The sequence below is a fragment of the Streptomyces sp. NPDC001828 genome (genome assembly GCF_042892175.1).
Classification (GTDB): Bacteria; Actinomycetota; Actinomycetes; order Streptomycetales; family Streptomycetaceae; genus Streptomyces.
The window spans coordinates 335565-351134 of the sequence record NZ_JBIATV010000002.1 but is presented as its reverse complement, the minus strand read 5'-3'; the positions used below and the strand labels follow the sequence as shown (position 1 = coordinate 351134).

The following is a 15570-nucleotide window of genomic DNA, read 5'->3' as shown; positions in this document are numbered from 1 at the left end:
CCGTTCAGGCGCGAACGGGGGTGCAGGGGGCGGAGCCCCCGCCCGGGGTCTGGGGCGGAACCCCGGGGCTCCGCCGGTGCAACCCGCCGCACGCGGAAGGGGCCCGCCGACCGGCATGGTCGACGGGCCCCTCCGGGGCCGGCATCCGTACGGACTAGCCGCGGCGCTTCTTGAGCGCGTCCCCGCCGAACTTGACGACGAGGCAGACGACGACGGTGACGGCGAGACCGATGATGAGGTGGCTCATGGTGTCCTCCAAAGGACGTGTATGGGTGGGGGGTTGGATGGTTCGGCGGAAACTCGTGCGGCGGGTCAGGCGTGCGCGGCGGTGCGCTGCGCGGCGAGGACCGCCCACAGCGCACCCGGGGTCGCGAAGGTCGCGGCCGTGAGCTTGTCCTCGGGGATCTCCACGTCGTACTGGTCCTCCAGGCGGACCAGGAGCTCGATGGTGGCCATCGAGTCGAGGCCGACGGCCTTGAGGTCGAGCGCGGGGTCCAGCGGAGCGGTGACCCGTGGCAGGACCGAGGTCAGCAGCTGTGCGAAGCCGGCGTCCCACGAGACGTCAGTGGTGGTCATGGCTGAATCTCCTTACAGGATTGCGGAGTTGATGGCTCGGGGAGCCGGTCATTTCTGATCGCGGCGCAGGCGCTGCTTGTCGGTCTTGCCGTTCGGGGTGAGGGGAAGCGCGTCGAGCAGGTGACAGGCGGCGGGGACCTTGGCGGCCTCCAGGCGTTCCGTCAGCTGCGCGAGCACCTCGTCGGCCGTCAGGTCGGTGACGGCGTACAGCGTGAGGTCGTGGCCCTCGGCCGGGGCCAGGGCGGCGGCGGCCGTGACGCCCTCGATGTCCAGGGCGGCCGTCTCGATCTCCAGGGTGCCCATGCGGACGCCCTTGCGCTTGAACAGGTCGTCGCGGCGGCCCTCGAAGTAGAGGTGCCCGTCGGCGTCGAGGTGTCCGTAGTCGCCGGTGTGCAGGGTGACCTCGCCGGTGACGGGGTCGGGGCGGAACCGCAGCGCGGTCTGCTCGGGGGACTGCCAGTAGCCGGTCATGATGTGCGGTCCGCGCACACAGATCTCGCCGACGGTGCCGGCCGGCAGGAGCCGTCCGTCGTCGTCCAGGATCAGCACCTCGGTGCCGTCGAGGGCGCGGCCGACCGAGCCGGGGCGCGCGATGTCGCCGTCCGGTTCGAGCACGGTGATGCGCTTGCACTCGGTGGTGCCGAACATCGGGGAGACCTGGGCGTGCGGGAAGGCGTCCCGCAGCTGGGCGATGACGGGGCCGGTCAGGGCAGCGCCGGTGTTGGTGAAGAGCCGTACCGGGGGCGCCTCGCGGCGGTCCCGCCGGGCCAGCGTGAGCAGCATCTCGCCGAGCGAGGGCACCAGCGGAACGACGGTGACCCGGTGCTCGTGCAGGGTGCCGAGCAGCCGTACGTGGCGGTCCGGCGAGGTGAGCAGGACCTGGGCGCCCGCGATGACGGACAGCAGGATCTGGTAGAGCCCGTAGTCGAAGGAGACCGGCACCGCCACCAGGACGACGTCGTCCTCGCGGTAGTTCAGCCGGGCCTGGATGGCGCGGGCCGCGAAGACGATCGGGGCGTGGGTGCTCACCACGGCCTTGGGCGCCGAGGTGGAGCCCGAGGTGTAGATGAGCAGGCCCAGGTCGTCCGGGCCGGCGCCCGGCTCGTCGGCGGCGGGCGCGGTGGCGTCGAACAGCTCCTGCGCCCCGCGGCGCACCTCGTCGAGCTCGAAGACCGGCCGGTCCGTCAGCTCCCGCAGGATCGCGGTGTCTTCGGCGCCCTGTCCGATCACGAGGACGGGGTCGCAGTCCGGCACCACGGTGTTCAGGTGGAACCGCTTCATGGCCGGATTGACCGGCACGAAGGCGATGCCACGGCGGAGCGCGCCGAACATCAGGGCGGTGAATTCGCGGGTGTTGCCGACGCGGACCAGTATCCGGTCCGCGTGTCCCACACCCTGGGCGGTGAGCCAGTCGGCGTACGCCCGTGACCAGGCGTCCAGTTCCGCGTAGGTCCACACGCCCGAGGCGTCGCGCACGGCGGGGGCGTCGGGCCGGGCGGCCACGGCCGCCGCGAGCAGTCCGTGGACGGTGTCGGTGCCGGTGTCCGCGGCAACCAGCGTCTGAGTCGTCATCCAGCAACCTCGTGGTCATCGGAACGGATGGTGGTCACCCGAGCGTGAGGGGGTGGCCTCGACCTCGGATCGAGCGTCGGTGGAAGCCGGCCCTGCGGGCCGGGGACCCAGCACCCTGCGGGTTGTGCGGTGTTCGGCTGCGGACCGTCCGTGGCCGGGCGCGCAGTTCGTCGCGCTCCTGGGGCGCCGCTGTGCGGCTCCCTCGGATTTCGCTGGATACATCACAACGCCCGCTCCTTGTGCGGAACTTGAGCCGCGCTGGAGCGGTCGGCCTGCCCGGGACTCAAGTCCGGTGCGAGGAGGCCGTCCCATGGTGTCGCCGGGCAGCAAGCCCCCATGGTGACGACCCCGCCGCGACGACGTCCGACGGGGAAGGAGGCAGCGCTAAATGAACGCGGATTCCCGGCAGACCGGCAGCCAGGGTGCGGACGGCTCGGCAGGTGAGCGGCCGCTGGACTTCGGTGTCTTCTTCTTCGCCGCCGTCGGCGACCAGGCACAGGAGACCTACCGCCTGATGCTCGACGCGGCCCGCCGCGCCGACGAGCTGGGCTTCGGTTTCGTATCGACGCCCGAGCGGCACTTCCACCGCTTCGGCGGCGCCTTCCCCAACCCGGCGGTGACTTCGGCCGCGATCGCCGCGGTGACGACCCGCATCCAGATCCGGGCGGGCAGCGTCGTGACGCCGCTGCACCCGGCGGCCCGCATCGTCGAGGACTTCGCGATGGTGGACGGCATCTCGGGCGGCCGGGTCGCGATCTCGGTGGGCTCCGGCTGGAACGTCAACGACTTCGTGATCGCGCCGGAGAAGTACGAGACCCGGCGCGAACAGATGATCAAGGATGTCGGTGACATCAGGACCGCGTGGCGCACCGGCCACTGGACCGGCCCCAACCCGCTGGGCGTCGAGACGACGCTGCCCGTCTACCCGCGCCCGGTGCAGGACGACCTGTCGGTGTGGGTGACCGCGTCGCGCAGCGAGGGCACCTTCCGCGAGGCGGGCCGGCTCGGCTGCAACATCCTGACCCATCTGGAGAACCAGGACGTCGAGTCGCTCTCCGACAAGATCGCCCTGTACCGCGGCGCCCGCGCCGAGGCGGGCTGGGAGGGGCCGGGGAAGATCACCGTCATGATGCACACCTATGTCGCCGACGACGCGGCCGAGGCCCGTGCGACCGGCGGCGGCAGTCTGCGCGACTACCTGCTCTCCGCGATCGACCTGGAGGCCCTCGCGGTCGAGGCCGGCGGCCGGATGAGCGGCAACAAGCAGGGCCGCGAGGTCCTGTCGGCGGCGAAGGCCCAGCGCAAGCTGGCCGAGCTCGGCGTCAACCGCTACCTGTCCGGCAACTCCCTGATCGGCTCCGTCGAGGAGTGCACCGAGACCGCCCGCCGGGTGCGCGCCGCCGGGGTAGACGAGATCGCCTGCCTGGTGGACTTCGTCGCCGACCCGGCGCTGGTGCTCGCCTCCCTGGAGCGCGTCGCCGCGGTGCGCCGGGAGGCCGCCCGTTCCGCCGAGCCGGTACTGGCCGCCTGACCGGCGGCAGCACCCCGCACCAGAGCTTCTCCCGTTACGCGACTCATTCGATCAGGAGGTTGTCCATGCCGACGATCCTCGCCGTCTCCGGCAGTCCGTCGCCGGTCTCCAGCACCCACCAGGTACTCGGCCTCGCGGCGGACCGGCTCGCCGGGCGCGGGCACCGGGTGGAGACGCTCGCCGTACGCACCCTGCCCGCGGCCGAACTCCTGGGGGCGGACCTGAGCCATCCCCAACTCGCCGCTGCGGCAGCCCAGTTCGAGCGGGCCGATGCCGTGGTGCTCGCCACTCCGGTGTACAAGGCGGGCTGCTCGGGGCTGCTCAAGGCCTTCCTCGACGCACTGCCGCAGTTCGCCCTGGCGGGCAAGGTCGTCCTGCCGCTGGCCACCGGCGGCTCGCTCGCCCATGTGCTGGCCCTCGACTACGGCCTTCGCCCGGTGCTGATGTCGATGAAACCGCGGGCCGTCTCGGAGAGCTTCTTCGTGCACGCGGGCGGCATCCGCAAGGGACCGTGCGGCTTCGCCGGCCTCGAACCGGACACCCAGGCACTGCTGCACGAGGCCACCGACCACTTCGCCGACCTGGTGGAGAGCCTCACCGAAGCCGCCGTCCCGGCCGTACGGCTGGCCCCCGCCGCCTGACCGGCGCTTCCCCGGGCTGCCCGATGCCGCCCGACATCCCCTATTCATCAGCCCATTCATCCGCCTGTTGATGTGTCGATCACGACGTAACCACGACAGAAGAGGACCCCATGAAGGCTCTGGTTCTGAGCGGCGGTACGGGAAGCCGACTGCGCCCGTTCAGCTACTCCATGCCCAAGCAGCTCATCCCGATCGCCAACAAGCCCGTCCTTGAGCGGGTGCTCGACAACATCCGCGACCTCGGTGTCACCGAGATCGGCATCATCGTCGGCAACCACGTCGAGGAGATAGCCGAGGCGATCGGCGACGGCTCCCGGCTCGGCGTCGAGATCACCTACATCCCGCAGGAGAGCCCGCAGGGGCTCGCCCAGTGCGTGCAGCTCGCCCAGGACTTCCTCGGCGACGACGACTTCGTGATGTACCTCGGCGACAACATGCTCCCCGAGGGCATCGCCGAGGCCGCCGCCGAGTTCCACGCGCTGCGCCCGGCCGCCCAGGTCCTGGTCGCCCAGGTCGAGGACCCGCGCGCCTTCGGCGTGGCCGAGGTCGACGCCACCGGGATCGTGGAGCGGCTCGTCGAGAAGCCCCCGGTGCCGCGCTCCAACCTGGCGCTCATCGGCGTCTACTTCTTCACCCCGGCCATCCACCAGGCCGTCGACTCGATCGTGCCGAGCGCGCGCGGCGAGCTGGAGATCACCGACGCCATCCAGTGGCTGGTGACCAACGGCTCGACCGTCCGGGCCCAGGAGTACCGCGGGTACTGGAAGGACACCGGCCGCGTCGAGGACGTCCTCGAATGCAACCAGATGCTGCTCGACGGCATCGAGCGCCGCGTGGACGGCGACGTGGACGACCAGAGCGTGCTGATCGGCGCGGTCGTCGTCGAGGCCGGCGCGAAGATCACCCGGTCCTTCGTGGAGGGCCCCGTCGTGATCGGCGCGGGCACCGTCCTGGAGGACAGCCACGTGGGACCGCACACGTCCATCGGCCGGGACTGCGTCCTGTCCGGCACCCATCTCGACTACTCGATCGCCCTCGACGGTGCGACGATCTCCGCGGTGCGGGGCCTGCACGGCTCCCTGCTCGGCAGGTCCGCGGCCGTCACGGGGATCGACCTGGCAAGCCGCCACCACCGCCTGGTGGTCGGCGACCACACCCGCGTGGAGGTCGCGGCATGACGAACACCGGCACCGACAAGAGCGGCACGGAGAAGAGCGCCTTGAACAAGATCCTGGTCACCGGCGGCGCGGGCTTCATCGGCTCGCACTACGTGCGCACGCTCCTCGCGGGCGGCTACGAGGGCTACGAGAACGCCGAGGTCACCGTCCTCGACAAGCTCACCTACGCGGGCAACCGGGAGAACCTGCCCGCCGAGCACCCCCGGCTGACCTTCGTCGAGGGCGACATCTGCGATCTGCCGCTGCTCCTGGAGCTGTTCCCGGGCCACGACGCGATCGTGCACTTCGCGGCCGAGTCCCACGTGGACCGTTCGCTCGAGTCGGCCGCCGAGTTCATCGCCACCAACGTGGGCGGCACCCAGAACGTGATGGAGGCCGCGCTGCGGGCCGGCGTCCAGCGCGTGGTGCACGTCTCCACCGACGAGGTGTACGGCTCCATCGACGAGGGCTCCTGGACCGAGGAGTGGCCGCTCCTGCCCAACTCCCCGTACGCCGCCTCGAAGGCGGGCTCGGACCTGATCACCCGCGCCTACTGGCGCACCCACGGCCTGAACGTGTCGGTCACCCGCTGCTCCAACAACTACGGGCCCTACCAGCACCCCGAGAAGCTGATACCGCGCTTCGTCACCAACCTCCTGGAGGGCGAGACGGTCCCGCTGTACGGCGAGGGCGCCAACATCCGCGAGTGGCTGCACGTCGACGACCACTGCCGCGCCATCCAGCTGGTCCTCACCAAGGGCCGCGCGGGCGAGATCTACAACGTGGGCGGCGGCAACGAGCAGACCAACCGCCAGATCACCGAGCGCCTCCTGGAACTGACCGGCAACGACTGGTCGAAGGTGGTCCGGGTCGCCGACCGCAAGGGCCACGACCTGCGCTACTCGCTCAGCGAGGCGAAGATCGCCAAGGAGCTCGGCTACGCGCCGCGCATCTCCTTCGAGGACGGCCTCGCCGAGACCGCCGCCTGGTACCGCGACAACCCGGGCTGGTGGAAGGCGGTCAAGCACGCGCCGCAGGAGGGCCAGAAGTGACACTGCTCAACGAGACGGCGCCCGCACCCCAGGTGCTGGTCGTGGGCGCCGGTCCGGTCGGGCTCAGCGCCGCCCACGAGCTGGCCCGGCACGGTGCCCGGGTCCGGCTCGTGGACGCGGCGGCCGGCCCTGCCACCACCAGCCGGGCGCTGGCCACCCACGCCCGCACCCTTGAGACGTACGACCAGATGGGCATCCTGGACGAGCTGCTCCCGCGCGGCCAGCGGGTGGAGCACTTCACGCTCCACCAGAACGGCCGCCGCCTGATCCGCTTCGACACCGACTACAGCCGGCTGCCCACCCGCTTCCCGTTCACCTTGATGGTCGACCAGGTCATCACCGAGGAGGTGCTGCGCACCGCGACGGCCCGCCGGGGCGTCGAGGTCGAATGGGGCGTGCGGCTCACGCAGTTCGAGGACCTGGGCTCCGACGGCGTGCGGGCCCATCTCGTCCACACCGACGGCACGACCGAGACCGTGACGGCCGACTGGCTGGTCGGCACGGACGGCGGCCACAGCACCATCCGCAAGCAGCTCGGCCTGAAGCTCGAAGGGGAATCGAGCGAGACCTGGCTGATCGCGGACGCCACCGTCCACTGCGACCTGCCGAAGGACAGCATCCACTGGATGCGCACCCCGACCGGCACCGTGATGATGGTGCCGTTCCCCGAGCCCGGCAAGTGGCGCCTGCTCGACACCGCGGAGACGTCCTACGGCGGCGACGACGCGATGGTGGCCCGGCGCTTCGCGGCGAAGATCACCACGGGTACGGGCAAGCCCGCCGTGGTCGAATCGCCTTCCTGGGTCTCGGTGTTCACCATCCAGCAGCGCATGATCGGCCAGATGCGCAACGGCCGGGTGCTGCTCGCGGGCGACGCGGCCCACGTCCACAGCCCGGCCTCCGGGCAGGGCATGAACACCGGTGTCCAGGATGCGGTCAACCTGTCCTGGAAGCTCGCGACGATCCTGCGCGGCGAGGCCCCGGACTCCCTCCTGGACAGCTACAGCGACGAACGGGTCCCGGTGGGCGCGGAGTTGCTGCGCACCACCAAGATGGCGACGATGCTGGTCCAGCTCAAGAGCCGCAGGGCGGCAGCCGCGCTGCGCGCCGCGTTCACGGTGCTGCGCTCGCTGCCCCCGGTCAAGGGCCGCATCCAGCGCAAGATCATGGGCGGCATGTCGGCGCTCGGCCTCGGCTACGCGGCAGGCCCCCTGGCACACCCGTCGGCGCCCTCACCGGGCGTACGCCCCGGCGAACGCGTGGCCCGCGTCACGGCGCCGGACCTCGTCACCAGCCCCGGCTGGCAGGAAGTCATCGCCGAACTACAGCGCCCAGAATGGCTGTTGCTCACCTTCGGCACGGCCCCCGAGGACCGTTACGGCCCCTCGGTCCGCGTCCGCACGGTCAACACCCCCGGCCCGGACGCCCTGTCCGACCCGGCCGGCCACCTGTCCACCGCCCTGGGTGCCCCCGCGGGCACCTGGCTCCTGATCCGCCCCGACGGCTACCTGGCCGCGAGGGGCACAGCGAAGGAGTCCCCGTCGACCGCACTGACCTTTCTGGGAATCCACCCCGCCGAATCACGCCAACTCGCCTGACAGAAAAGCCGATTGGGCCCGCTCCGGACGCTGTCCGGTGGCGGGCCCAACTGGTGCCGGGGGAAGAGTCGGCCCCTCCGGCGGGTGAGGAGCAGGGGGTCCGGGGGGCAGCGCCCCCCGGGTACCTAGGCCGCGTGCCGCGCACCCTCCGAACCCCTCCCGTAGAGGGAAAGGCACTGCGCATACGTGGGAAGCAACCCGAGTTCCAGGGCCTCCGCGACGGTAGGAGCCCCCGCGTCCTTCTCGGACAGTACGGGGTCCCCCGTGAGCCACCGCGACCACGGCAGCCCCAGCTCCGGGTCGAACGCCCGCAGATCGAGCTGCGTTCCCGGCACGTACTCCGTGGAGCAGAGATAGCTGATGCACGTGTCGTCGGTCAGCGCCACGAACCCGTGCGCGAGCCCCTCCGCCACGAACATCGCCCGCCCGTCCCGCGCGTCGAGCACCGTGGTCACGTGCTCGCCGAACGTGGGCGAGCCCACGCGCACGTCGACGACGACGTCGAGGAGCGCCCCGCGCACGCAGCTGACCAGCTTGGCCTGGCCCGGCGGGATGGCCACGCCGTGCAGCCCGCGCACCGTGTTGCGCGAGGAGGCCGAGTAGTTGACCTGGCGCGGCACGAACTCGTGGCCGGTCTCGGCGGCGAGCAGGTCGTAGCGGTATGACTCGTGGAAACTGCCGCGGGGGTCCGTCAGCAGCTTCGGCATGATGCGGTACGCGTCCGGTACGGCGGTCTCTTCGATCCTCATGGTGGCGGACGGTAGGCGCCCCGACTCAAGTTCCGGTAGCGCCGCATGACCACCTGTCCAGCGGTCCCCGAGCGCCACCCGCCACAGTGCCGCTCAAACCGCGCATACAGGAGGTAGCCACGGTGTCGGTGAACGACCGAAGAGCAGGCGGCAGGGGCGGCGGCGCCGGATCGGTGGTGGTGCTCGGCGCCACGGGTTTCGTGGGCCGGCACGTCTGCGAGGTGTTCGACGCGGCGGGCTGGCGGGTGACGGGAGTCGCCCGCAGCGTACGGGGGCCCGCGACTTCCTACGAGAGCACGGCACTTGACGTCGTGAGCGCCGAGCCGGACCGCATCGCGGCGCTGCTCGACGAGCGCGCCGCCGACGTGGTGGTGAACGCCGCGGGCGCGGTGTGGCAGGCCACCGAGGACGACATGACGCGCGCCAACGCCGAGCTGGTGGAGCGCCTGATCGCCGCGACCGCCCCGCTGGCCGTGCGGCCCCGGCTCATCCAGCTCGGCTCCGTGCACGAGTACGGCCCGGTGCCGCGCACCGGGATCACCGAGGACACCCCGACCGCACCGGTCACCCCGTACGGCCGCTCGAAACTCGCCGGGGCCCGCGCGCTCCTGGAGGCGACGGCAGCGGGCACGGCCGAGGGACTGGTGCTGCGCGTGTCGAACGTGTCGGGGCCCGGCACCCACCGGGCCAGCCTGCTCGGCATGGTGGCCCACCATCTCGCCACCTCCGCCCCCGAGCCACTGCGGCTCGCCCCGCTGCTCGCCCACCGCGACTTCGTGGACGTACGCGACGTGGCGGACGCGGCGCTCGCCGCGGCCCGTTCCGAGGCCGGCGGGACGGTGCTCAACATCGGTGGCGGGCAGGCGACTTCGGTCCGCAGTCTGGTACTGCGCCTGACCGAGCTCGCGGGCGCGGCAGCCGAGATCGTGGAGGCGCCGAGCGCGGGCGGCAGGCCGCCGGAGGCCGAGTGGCAGCGCATGGACATCGGGCGCGCCGAGCGGCTCCTGGGCTGGTCACCGCGGCGCAGCCTGGACGACTCGCTGCGCGATCTGCTCGCCCACGCACGCTCCGCCGTCGAGCGCGTACCGTCGCCCGGCGACCCGGGCACCGAGTCCACCGCGCATCGCGAGCCGTTGTCCAGTGCCCTTCAAGTCGTCCCCACAAGTATGGCCGTGTCGGATCACCGCTGAGGGCTTCGTGCCGAACTGACGATCATGGAGGCAGCCAAGATGAGTGACACCAAGGCACGGATTCTCGATTCTGTGCGGGAGTACCACCTGGAGAAGGAGCCGTCCCGCGAGTTCGTGCCGGGGGTCAGCGAGATCTGGCCGTCCGGCGCGGTTCTGGAGCCCGCGGACCGGGTGGCTCTGGTGGAGGCGGCGCTCGACATGCGGATAGCCGCCGGCACCAGCTCCCGCAAGTTCGAGTCCCGCTTCGCCCGCTACATGAAGCGGCGCAAGGCCCACCTGGTGAACTCCGGTTCCTCGGCCAACCTGCTCGCCATGTCGGCGCTCACCTCGCCGCACCTGGAGGACCGCCGCCTCAAGCCCGGCGACGAGGTCATCACGGTGGCCGCGGGCTTCCCCACCACCGTCAACCCGATCCTGCAGAACGGTCTCATCCCGGTCTTCGTGGACGTCGAGCTGAAGACGTACAACACGACCGCCGAGCGCATCAAGGCGGCCGTCGGCCCCAAGACGCGGGCCATCATGGTCGCGCACGCGCTCGGCAACCCGTTCGAGGTGGCCGAGGTCGCGCAGATCGCCGAGGAGAACGACCTCTTCCTCGTCGAGGACAACTGCGACGCAGTCGGCTCGCTCTACAACGGTCAACTCACCGGCACCTTCGGCGACTTGACGACGGTGAGCTTCTACCCCGCGCACCACCTGACGATGGGCGAGGGCGGCTGCGTACTGACGTCGAACCTGGCGCTCGCCCGCATCGTGGAGTCGCTGCGCGACTGGGGCCGGGACTGCTGGTGCGAGCCCGGCGAGAGCGACCGCTGCTTCAAGCGCTTCCAGTACCAGCTGGGCACCCTGCCGGCCGGCTACGACCACAAGTACATCTACTCGCACATCGGCTACAACCTGAAGGCCACCGACCTGCAGGCCGCGCTAGGCCTGACGCAGCTCGACAAGGTCGACGACTTCACCGCCGCCCGCCGCCACAACTGGCAGCGCCTGCGGGAGGGCCTGGAGGGCGTCCCGCACCTGATCCTGCCGGAGGCCACCCTCGGCAGCGAGCCCAGCTGGTTCGGTTTCGTCATCACCGTCGACCCCGACGCGCCGTTCAAGCGCAAGGAGTTGGTGAACTTCCTGGAGGAGCGGAAGATCGGCACCCGCAACCTGTTCGCCGGCAACCTGACCCGCCAGCCCGCCTACGTGGACGCCCCGCACCGGATCGTGGGCGATCTGACCAACTCCGACATCATCACCGAGCAGACCTTCTGGATCGGCGTCTACCCCGGTCTCACCGACGAGCACACCGACTTCATGACGGCCTCGATCCGGGACTTCGTCGCCGGCTGGTGACGGACTCAGACACCCCTCAACCCGAGCACCCCTGACGAGGAGAGAGCGTACATGTCGTCGACACTTGCGGAGCTGACTGAGCTTCAGCCGGTGGTCCAGCCCCGTGAGCCGGTGTCGGTCGCCGACCGGATCGCGGCGTCCGCGGCCACCACCGGCGGGCGCCTGACCACCGGGGAGTTCCACCACTGGTTCGCCGAGCGCAGGAAGGCGGGCCGCTTCCACATCGAGCGCATACCGTTCTCCAAGCTGCGCGGCTGGTCCTTCGAGCCGGACACCGGCAACCTGGTGCACTCCAGCGGCCGTTTCTTCAGCGTCGAAGGGCTGCACGTCACCACCGACGACGGCCCGCACAAGGAGTGGTACCAGCCCATCATCAAGCAGCCCGAGGTCGGCATCCTGGGCATCCTGGTGAAGGAGTTCGACGGCGTACTGCACTTCCTGATGCAGGCCAAGATGGAGCCGGGCAACCGCAACCTGCTCCAGCTCTCCCCCACCGTGCAGGCCACCCGCAGCAACTACACCAAGGTCCACCAGGGTACGGACGTGAAGTACATCGAGTACTTCACGGGCAGCGGGCGGGGCCGCATCCTCGCCGACGTACTCCAGTCCGAGCACGGCTCGTGGTTCTACCACAAGAGCAACCGCAACATGATCGTCGAGGTGGACGGCGCCGTCCCGCTCGACGAGGACTTCTGCTGGCTGACGTTGGGTCAGATCTCCGAACTCCTGCACCAGGACAACCTGGTGAACATGGACTCGCGCACCGTCCTGGCCTGTCTGCCCGCCTACAGTGCGGGCGGCGTCCGCGGGGACGAGTTCAGTCAGTCCCTGGCCCGCTCGCGCGACCCGCGCGCCGGCGCCCTGCTCACCGACGTCGACCTGCTGTCCTGGTTCACCTCCGAGCGTTCGCGCTACGACGTGCAGGCCGACCGGATACCGCTGGACGACGTGCCGGGCTGGACCCGCGACGAGGCGCGCATCGGCAAGGACGACGGCCGCTGGTTCAACGTGGTCGCGGTCGAGGTGCAGGCCGGCAACCGCGAGGTCACCAGCTGGACGCAGCCCCTGATCGAGCCGTGCAGCCGGGGCATCGCCGCCTTCCTCGCCCGCTCCTTCGACGGTGTGCTGCACGTCCTGGCCAACGCCAAGGTCGAGGGCGGCTTCCTCGACACGGTCGAGCTGGCCCCCACCGTGCAGTGCTCCCCGGACAACTTCGAGGGCCTCCAGGTCCGCCCGCCGTTCCTGGACCTCGTCCTGGACGCGGACCCCGAGCGCATCCGTTACGACGCCATCCACTCGGAGGAGGGCGGCCGGTTCCTCTACGCGGAGAACCGCTACCTGGTCATCGAGGCCGACGAGCAGGAGGCCCCCATCGAACCGCCCACCGGGTACCAGTGGGTGACGGTCAGTCAGCTGACGGCGCTGATCAAGCACGGCCACTACGTCAATGTGCAGGCCAGGACCCTCCTCGCCTGCCTCAACGCCATGGGACATCTGACGGATGACTGAACGACCCCTGCGCATCGCCGTCCTCGGCACCGCCGACATCGCCCGCCGTCGGGTGCTGCCCGCCATGGCGGCCGACCCGGACATCGAGCTGACCGCGGTGGCGAGCCGGGACGGCGGCCGCGCTCGGGAGGTCGCGGAGCAGTTCGGCTGCGCGGCAGTCGAGTCCTACGACGCGGTCCTCACGCGGGACGACGTGGACGCGGTGTACGTGCCCCTGCCCATCTCCCTGCACGCCGAGTGGGCGGGCCGGGCGCTGCGCGCGGGCAAGCACGTCCTGGCCGAGAAGCCGCTCACCGCCGACCGGCCGACCACCGAGGCACTGCTCGGCCTGGCGCGCGCCTCGGGCCTGGTCCTGATGGAGAACGTCATGTTCGTCCATCACCCCCAGCACTCGGTCGTACGGGAGCTGGTGACGAGCGGCGCGATCGGCCAACTCCGCGCGTTCAGCGCCGCGTTCGCGATCCCGGCGCTCCCGGCCGGGAACATCCGGCACCGCCCCGAGCTGGGCGGCGGCGCCCTGCTCGACGTCGGCTACTACCCGGTGCGGGCCGCCCTGTACTTCCTCGGCGCGGGCCTGGAGATCGTCGGAGCCGCCCTGGAGCACGGGGACGGCTCGGCGGTGGAGACCTCGGGCGCGGTGCTCGTGCGCTCGCCCTCCGGGGTGCTCGGGCAGCTGGCGTTCGGCATGGAGCACGCCTACCGCTCGGCGTACGAACTGTGGGGCAGCGAGGGACGGATCCGCGTCGAGCCGGCGTTCACCCCGCCCGCCGACCACAAGCCGGCGGTGTGGATCACGGACGCGCACGGGCCGCGCGAGCTGACCCTGGCCCCGCACGACCAAGTGGCCGCCACCGTGCGGGCGTTCGTCCGCGCGGTGCGTTCCGGCGCCGTCGAGTCGCCGGACGCCGGGGAGTGCCTGGAGCAGGCGAGCCTGCTCGACGCGGTCCGCGCGCGAGCTACACACGAGCGGCCCGCGCATACGGGCTCGACGCCTTCCGCGTCGCCTTCTGTTTCGCCTTCCGCCTCGACTTCTGTTTCGCCTCCGGATGAGGAAAGGACCGACCGTGACCGTGACTGAGCAGCCGCCGCCGGTGACCGCGGCCGTGCGCGTCGCCGAACTCCACGTCCTGCGCGAGCAGGCGAGGCTCGGCCCGAGCGAGAAGGCCACCGAGGCCCAGCGCGCCAAGGGCAAGCTGACCGCCCGCGAGCGCATCGACCTGCTCCTGGACCCGGGTTCCTTCCAGGAGGTGGAGCAGCTGCGCCGGCACCGGGCGACGGGCTTCGGCCTGGAGGCGAAGAAGCCGTACACGGACGGTGTGATCACCGGCTGGGGCACGGTCGAGGGCCGCACGGTCTTCGTCTACGCGCACGACTTCCGCATCTTCGGCGGCGCGCTGGGCGAGGCCCATGCCACGAAGATCCACAAGATCATGGACATGGCCATCGCGGCCGGTGCCCCGCTGGTCTCCCTCAACGACGGCGCCGGCGCCCGTATCCAGGAGGGCGTCTCGGCGCTCGCCGGCTACGGCGGCATCTTCCAGCGCAACACCCGGGCCTCGGGCGTGATCCCGCAGATCAGCGTCATGCTCGGCCCGTGCGCGGGCGGCGCCGCCTACAGCCCGGCACTCACCGACTTCGTGTTCATGGTCCGCGAGACCTCGCAGATGTTCATCACCGGTCCGGACGTGGTGCAGGCGGTCACCGGCGAGGAGATCACCCAGAACGGCCTCGGCGGCGCCGACGTGCACGCCGGGGTGTCGGGCGTCTCCCACTTCGTCCACGACGACGAGGAGACCTGCCTGGCGGAGGTGCGCTACCTCATCTCGCTCCTCCCCTCGAACAACCGGGAGATGCCCCCGCCGCTGCCCCCGGGCGATGATCCGGCGGACCGCCGCACCGACGTGCTGCTCGACCTGGTCCCGGCGGACGGCAACCGTCCGTACGACATGCGCAAGGTCCTGGAGGAGATCGTCGACCACGGCGACCTGCTCGAAGTCCACGAGCACTGGGCACGGAACATCATCTGCGCGCTCGCCCGGATCGACGGCCGCGTGGTGGGCATCCTGGCGAATCAGCCGCAGTTCCTCGCGGGTGTCCTGGACATCGAGGCGAGCGAGAAGGCGGCCCGCTTCGTCCAGCTCTGCGACGCCTTCAACATCCCGCTGCTGACCCTGGTCGACGTGCCGGGCTTCCTGCCGGGCGTCTCGCAGGAGCACGGCGGCATCATCCGTCACGGAGCGAAGCTCCTGTACGCGTACTGCAACGCGACGGTCCCGCGCATCTCGCTGATCCTGCGCAAGGCCTACGGCGGCGCGTACATCGTCATGGACTCCCAGTCCATCGGCGCCGACCTCACCTACGCGTGGCCCACCAACGAGATCGCGGTGATGGGAGCGGAGGGTGCGGCGAACGTCATCTTCCGCCGGGAGATAGCGAGTTCGGACAACCCGGAGGCGGTACGCGCCGAGAAGATCGCGGCCTACAAGTCGGAACTGATGCACCCCTACTACGCGGCCGAGCGGGGCCTGGTCGACGACGTGATCGACCCCGCCGAGACGAGGAAGGTCCTCGCAGCGGCCCTGGCGATGCTCCGCACCAAGCACGCCGACCTGCCGTCCCGCAAACATGGCAACCCCCCGCAGTGAGGAGCGAGC

The 15570-nt window shown here is 70.9% G+C and carries 13 protein-coding genes; 10 read left to right on the top strand and 3 right to left on the bottom strand.

Going from position 1 to position 15570, the window contains the following annotated elements; all coding sequences use genetic code 11:
• Positions 1 to 312 precede the first annotated feature (312 nt).
• Both ACFYZA_RS08460 and ACFYZA_RS08455 read right to left on the bottom strand, forming a co-directional pair.
• Positions 313 to 576, bottom strand: a complete 264-nt coding sequence (locus ACFYZA_RS08460; RefSeq protein ID WP_382594830.1) for a phosphopantetheine-binding protein — start codon at positions 574 to 576, stop codon at positions 313 to 315.
• Between the two features lie 48 nt (positions 577 to 624).
• Positions 625 to 2148 (bottom strand): class I adenylate-forming enzyme family protein, encoded by a 1524-nt coding sequence (locus ACFYZA_RS08455; protein ID WP_388488524.1) that lies wholly within the window; start codon positions 2146 to 2148, stop codon positions 625 to 627.
• A gap of 388 nt (positions 2149 to 2536) precedes the next feature.
• Between ACFYZA_RS08455 and ACFYZA_RS08450 the strand changes: the two genes are divergently transcribed.
• The 5 genes from ACFYZA_RS08450 to ACFYZA_RS08430 all read left to right on the top strand — a co-directional run bounded on the left by ACFYZA_RS08450 (position 2537) and on the right by ACFYZA_RS08430 (position 8127).
• The gene (locus ACFYZA_RS08450; RefSeq protein ID WP_382594836.1) at positions 2537 to 3679 is read left to right on the top strand and encodes a MupA/Atu3671 family FMN-dependent luciferase-like monooxygenase; all 1143 of its coding nucleotides are present in this window, start codon (positions 2537 to 2539) and stop codon (positions 3677 to 3679) included.
• 65 nt (positions 3680 to 3744) lie between these two features.
• On the top strand, positions 3745 to 4320 hold the full coding sequence (gene ssuE / locus ACFYZA_RS08445) for an NADPH-dependent FMN reductase (protein WP_382594839.1): 576 nt from the start codon (positions 3745 to 3747) through the stop codon (positions 4318 to 4320).
• 110 nt (positions 4321 to 4430) lie between these two features.
• Positions 4431 to 5498, top strand: coding sequence for a glucose-1-phosphate thymidylyltransferase (locus tag ACFYZA_RS08440; RefSeq protein WP_382594842.1), 1068 nt, complete (start codon positions 4431 to 4433; stop codon positions 5496 to 5498).
• Complete coding sequence (gene rfbB / locus ACFYZA_RS08435) at positions 5495 to 6529, top strand: dTDP-glucose 4,6-dehydratase (protein WP_388488520.1); 1035 nt, start codon at positions 5495 to 5497, stop codon at positions 6527 to 6529. The genes ACFYZA_RS08440 and rfbB overlap by 4 nt, the downstream gene beginning before the upstream one ends.
• Positions 6526 to 8127 (top strand): FAD-dependent oxidoreductase, encoded by a 1602-nt coding sequence (locus tag ACFYZA_RS08430; protein ID WP_388488518.1) that lies wholly within the window; start codon positions 6526 to 6528, stop codon positions 8125 to 8127. The genes rfbB and ACFYZA_RS08430 overlap by 4 nt, the downstream gene beginning before the upstream one ends.
• Before the next feature lie 125 nt (positions 8128 to 8252).
• Here the strand turns inward: ACFYZA_RS08430 and ACFYZA_RS08425 are convergent, their stop codons facing one another.
• Positions 8253 to 8876 carry a dTDP-4-dehydrorhamnose 3,5-epimerase family protein gene (locus ACFYZA_RS08425; RefSeq protein WP_382594851.1) on the bottom strand — a complete coding sequence of 208 codons (624 nt, stop codon included), beginning with the start codon at positions 8874 to 8876 and terminating at the stop codon, positions 8253 to 8255.
• Positions 8877 to 9004: 128 nt separating this feature from the next.
• Between ACFYZA_RS08425 and ACFYZA_RS08420 the strand changes: the two genes are divergently transcribed.
• From ACFYZA_RS08420 to ACFYZA_RS08400, 5 genes are read left to right on the top strand one after another with little or no spacing between them, the layout of a single operon-like run.
• Complete coding sequence (locus tag ACFYZA_RS08420; protein ID WP_382594854.1) at positions 9005 to 10066, top strand: NAD-dependent epimerase/dehydratase family protein; 1062 nt, start codon at positions 9005 to 9007, stop codon at positions 10064 to 10066.
• A 39-nt stretch (positions 10067 to 10105) separates the two neighbouring features.
• Entirely contained in the window at positions 10106 to 11407 is a 1302-nt protein-coding gene (rfbH, locus tag ACFYZA_RS08415) for a lipopolysaccharide biosynthesis protein RfbH (protein ID WP_161250886.1), read from the top strand.
• Between the two features lie 51 nt (positions 11408 to 11458).
• The gene (locus ACFYZA_RS08410) at positions 11459 to 12916 is read left to right on the top strand and encodes an NDP-hexose 2,3-dehydratase family protein (protein WP_388488515.1); all 1458 of its coding nucleotides are present in this window, start codon (positions 11459 to 11461) and stop codon (positions 12914 to 12916) included.
• A complete protein-coding gene (locus ACFYZA_RS08405) occupies positions 12909 to 13994 on the top strand; it encodes a Gfo/Idh/MocA family protein (RefSeq protein WP_388488513.1) in 1086 nt (361 codons plus the stop codon). The genes ACFYZA_RS08410 and ACFYZA_RS08405 overlap by 8 nt, the downstream gene beginning before the upstream one ends.
• A complete protein-coding gene (locus ACFYZA_RS08400) occupies positions 13987 to 15561 on the top strand; it encodes an acyl-CoA carboxylase subunit beta (protein WP_388489398.1) in 1575 nt (524 codons plus the stop codon). The genes ACFYZA_RS08405 and ACFYZA_RS08400 overlap by 8 nt, the downstream gene beginning before the upstream one ends.
• The last annotated feature ends 9 nt before the right edge of the window (positions 15562 to 15570 follow it).

What these genes read in the sequence shown, in the direction of transcription:
- ACFYZA_RS08425 (WP_382594851.1), bottom strand. Translation starts at nt 8,876, where the DNA reads ATGAGGATCGAAGAGACCGCCGTACCGGACGCGTACCGCATCATGCCG.
- ACFYZA_RS08460 (WP_382594830.1), bottom strand. Translation starts at nt 576, where the DNA reads ATGACCACCACTGACGTCTCGTGGGACGCCGGCTTCGCACAGCTGCTG.
- ACFYZA_RS08440 (WP_382594842.1), top strand. Translation starts at nt 4,431, where the DNA reads ATGAAGGCTCTGGTTCTGAGCGGCGGTACGGGAAGCCGACTGCGCCCG.
- rfbH (WP_161250886.1), top strand. Translation starts at nt 10,106, where the DNA reads ATGAGTGACACCAAGGCACGGATTCTCGATTCTGTGCGGGAGTACCAC.
- ssuE (WP_382594839.1), top strand. Translation starts at nt 3,745, where the DNA reads ATGCCGACGATCCTCGCCGTCTCCGGCAGTCCGTCGCCGGTCTCCAGC.
- ACFYZA_RS08455 (WP_388488524.1), bottom strand. Translation starts at nt 2,148, where the DNA reads ATGACGACTCAGACGCTGGTTGCCGCGGACACCGGCACCGACACCGTC.
- rfbB (WP_388488520.1), top strand. Translation starts at nt 5,495, where the DNA reads ATGACGAACACCGGCACCGACAAGAGCGGCACGGAGAAGAGCGCCTTG.
- ACFYZA_RS08410 (WP_388488515.1), top strand. Translation starts at nt 11,459, where the DNA reads ATGTCGTCGACACTTGCGGAGCTGACTGAGCTTCAGCCGGTGGTCCAG.
- ACFYZA_RS08450 (WP_382594836.1), top strand. Translation starts at nt 2,537, where the DNA reads ATGAACGCGGATTCCCGGCAGACCGGCAGCCAGGGTGCGGACGGCTCG.
- ACFYZA_RS08405 (WP_388488513.1), top strand. Translation starts at nt 12,909, where the DNA reads ATGACTGAACGACCCCTGCGCATCGCCGTCCTCGGCACCGCCGACATC.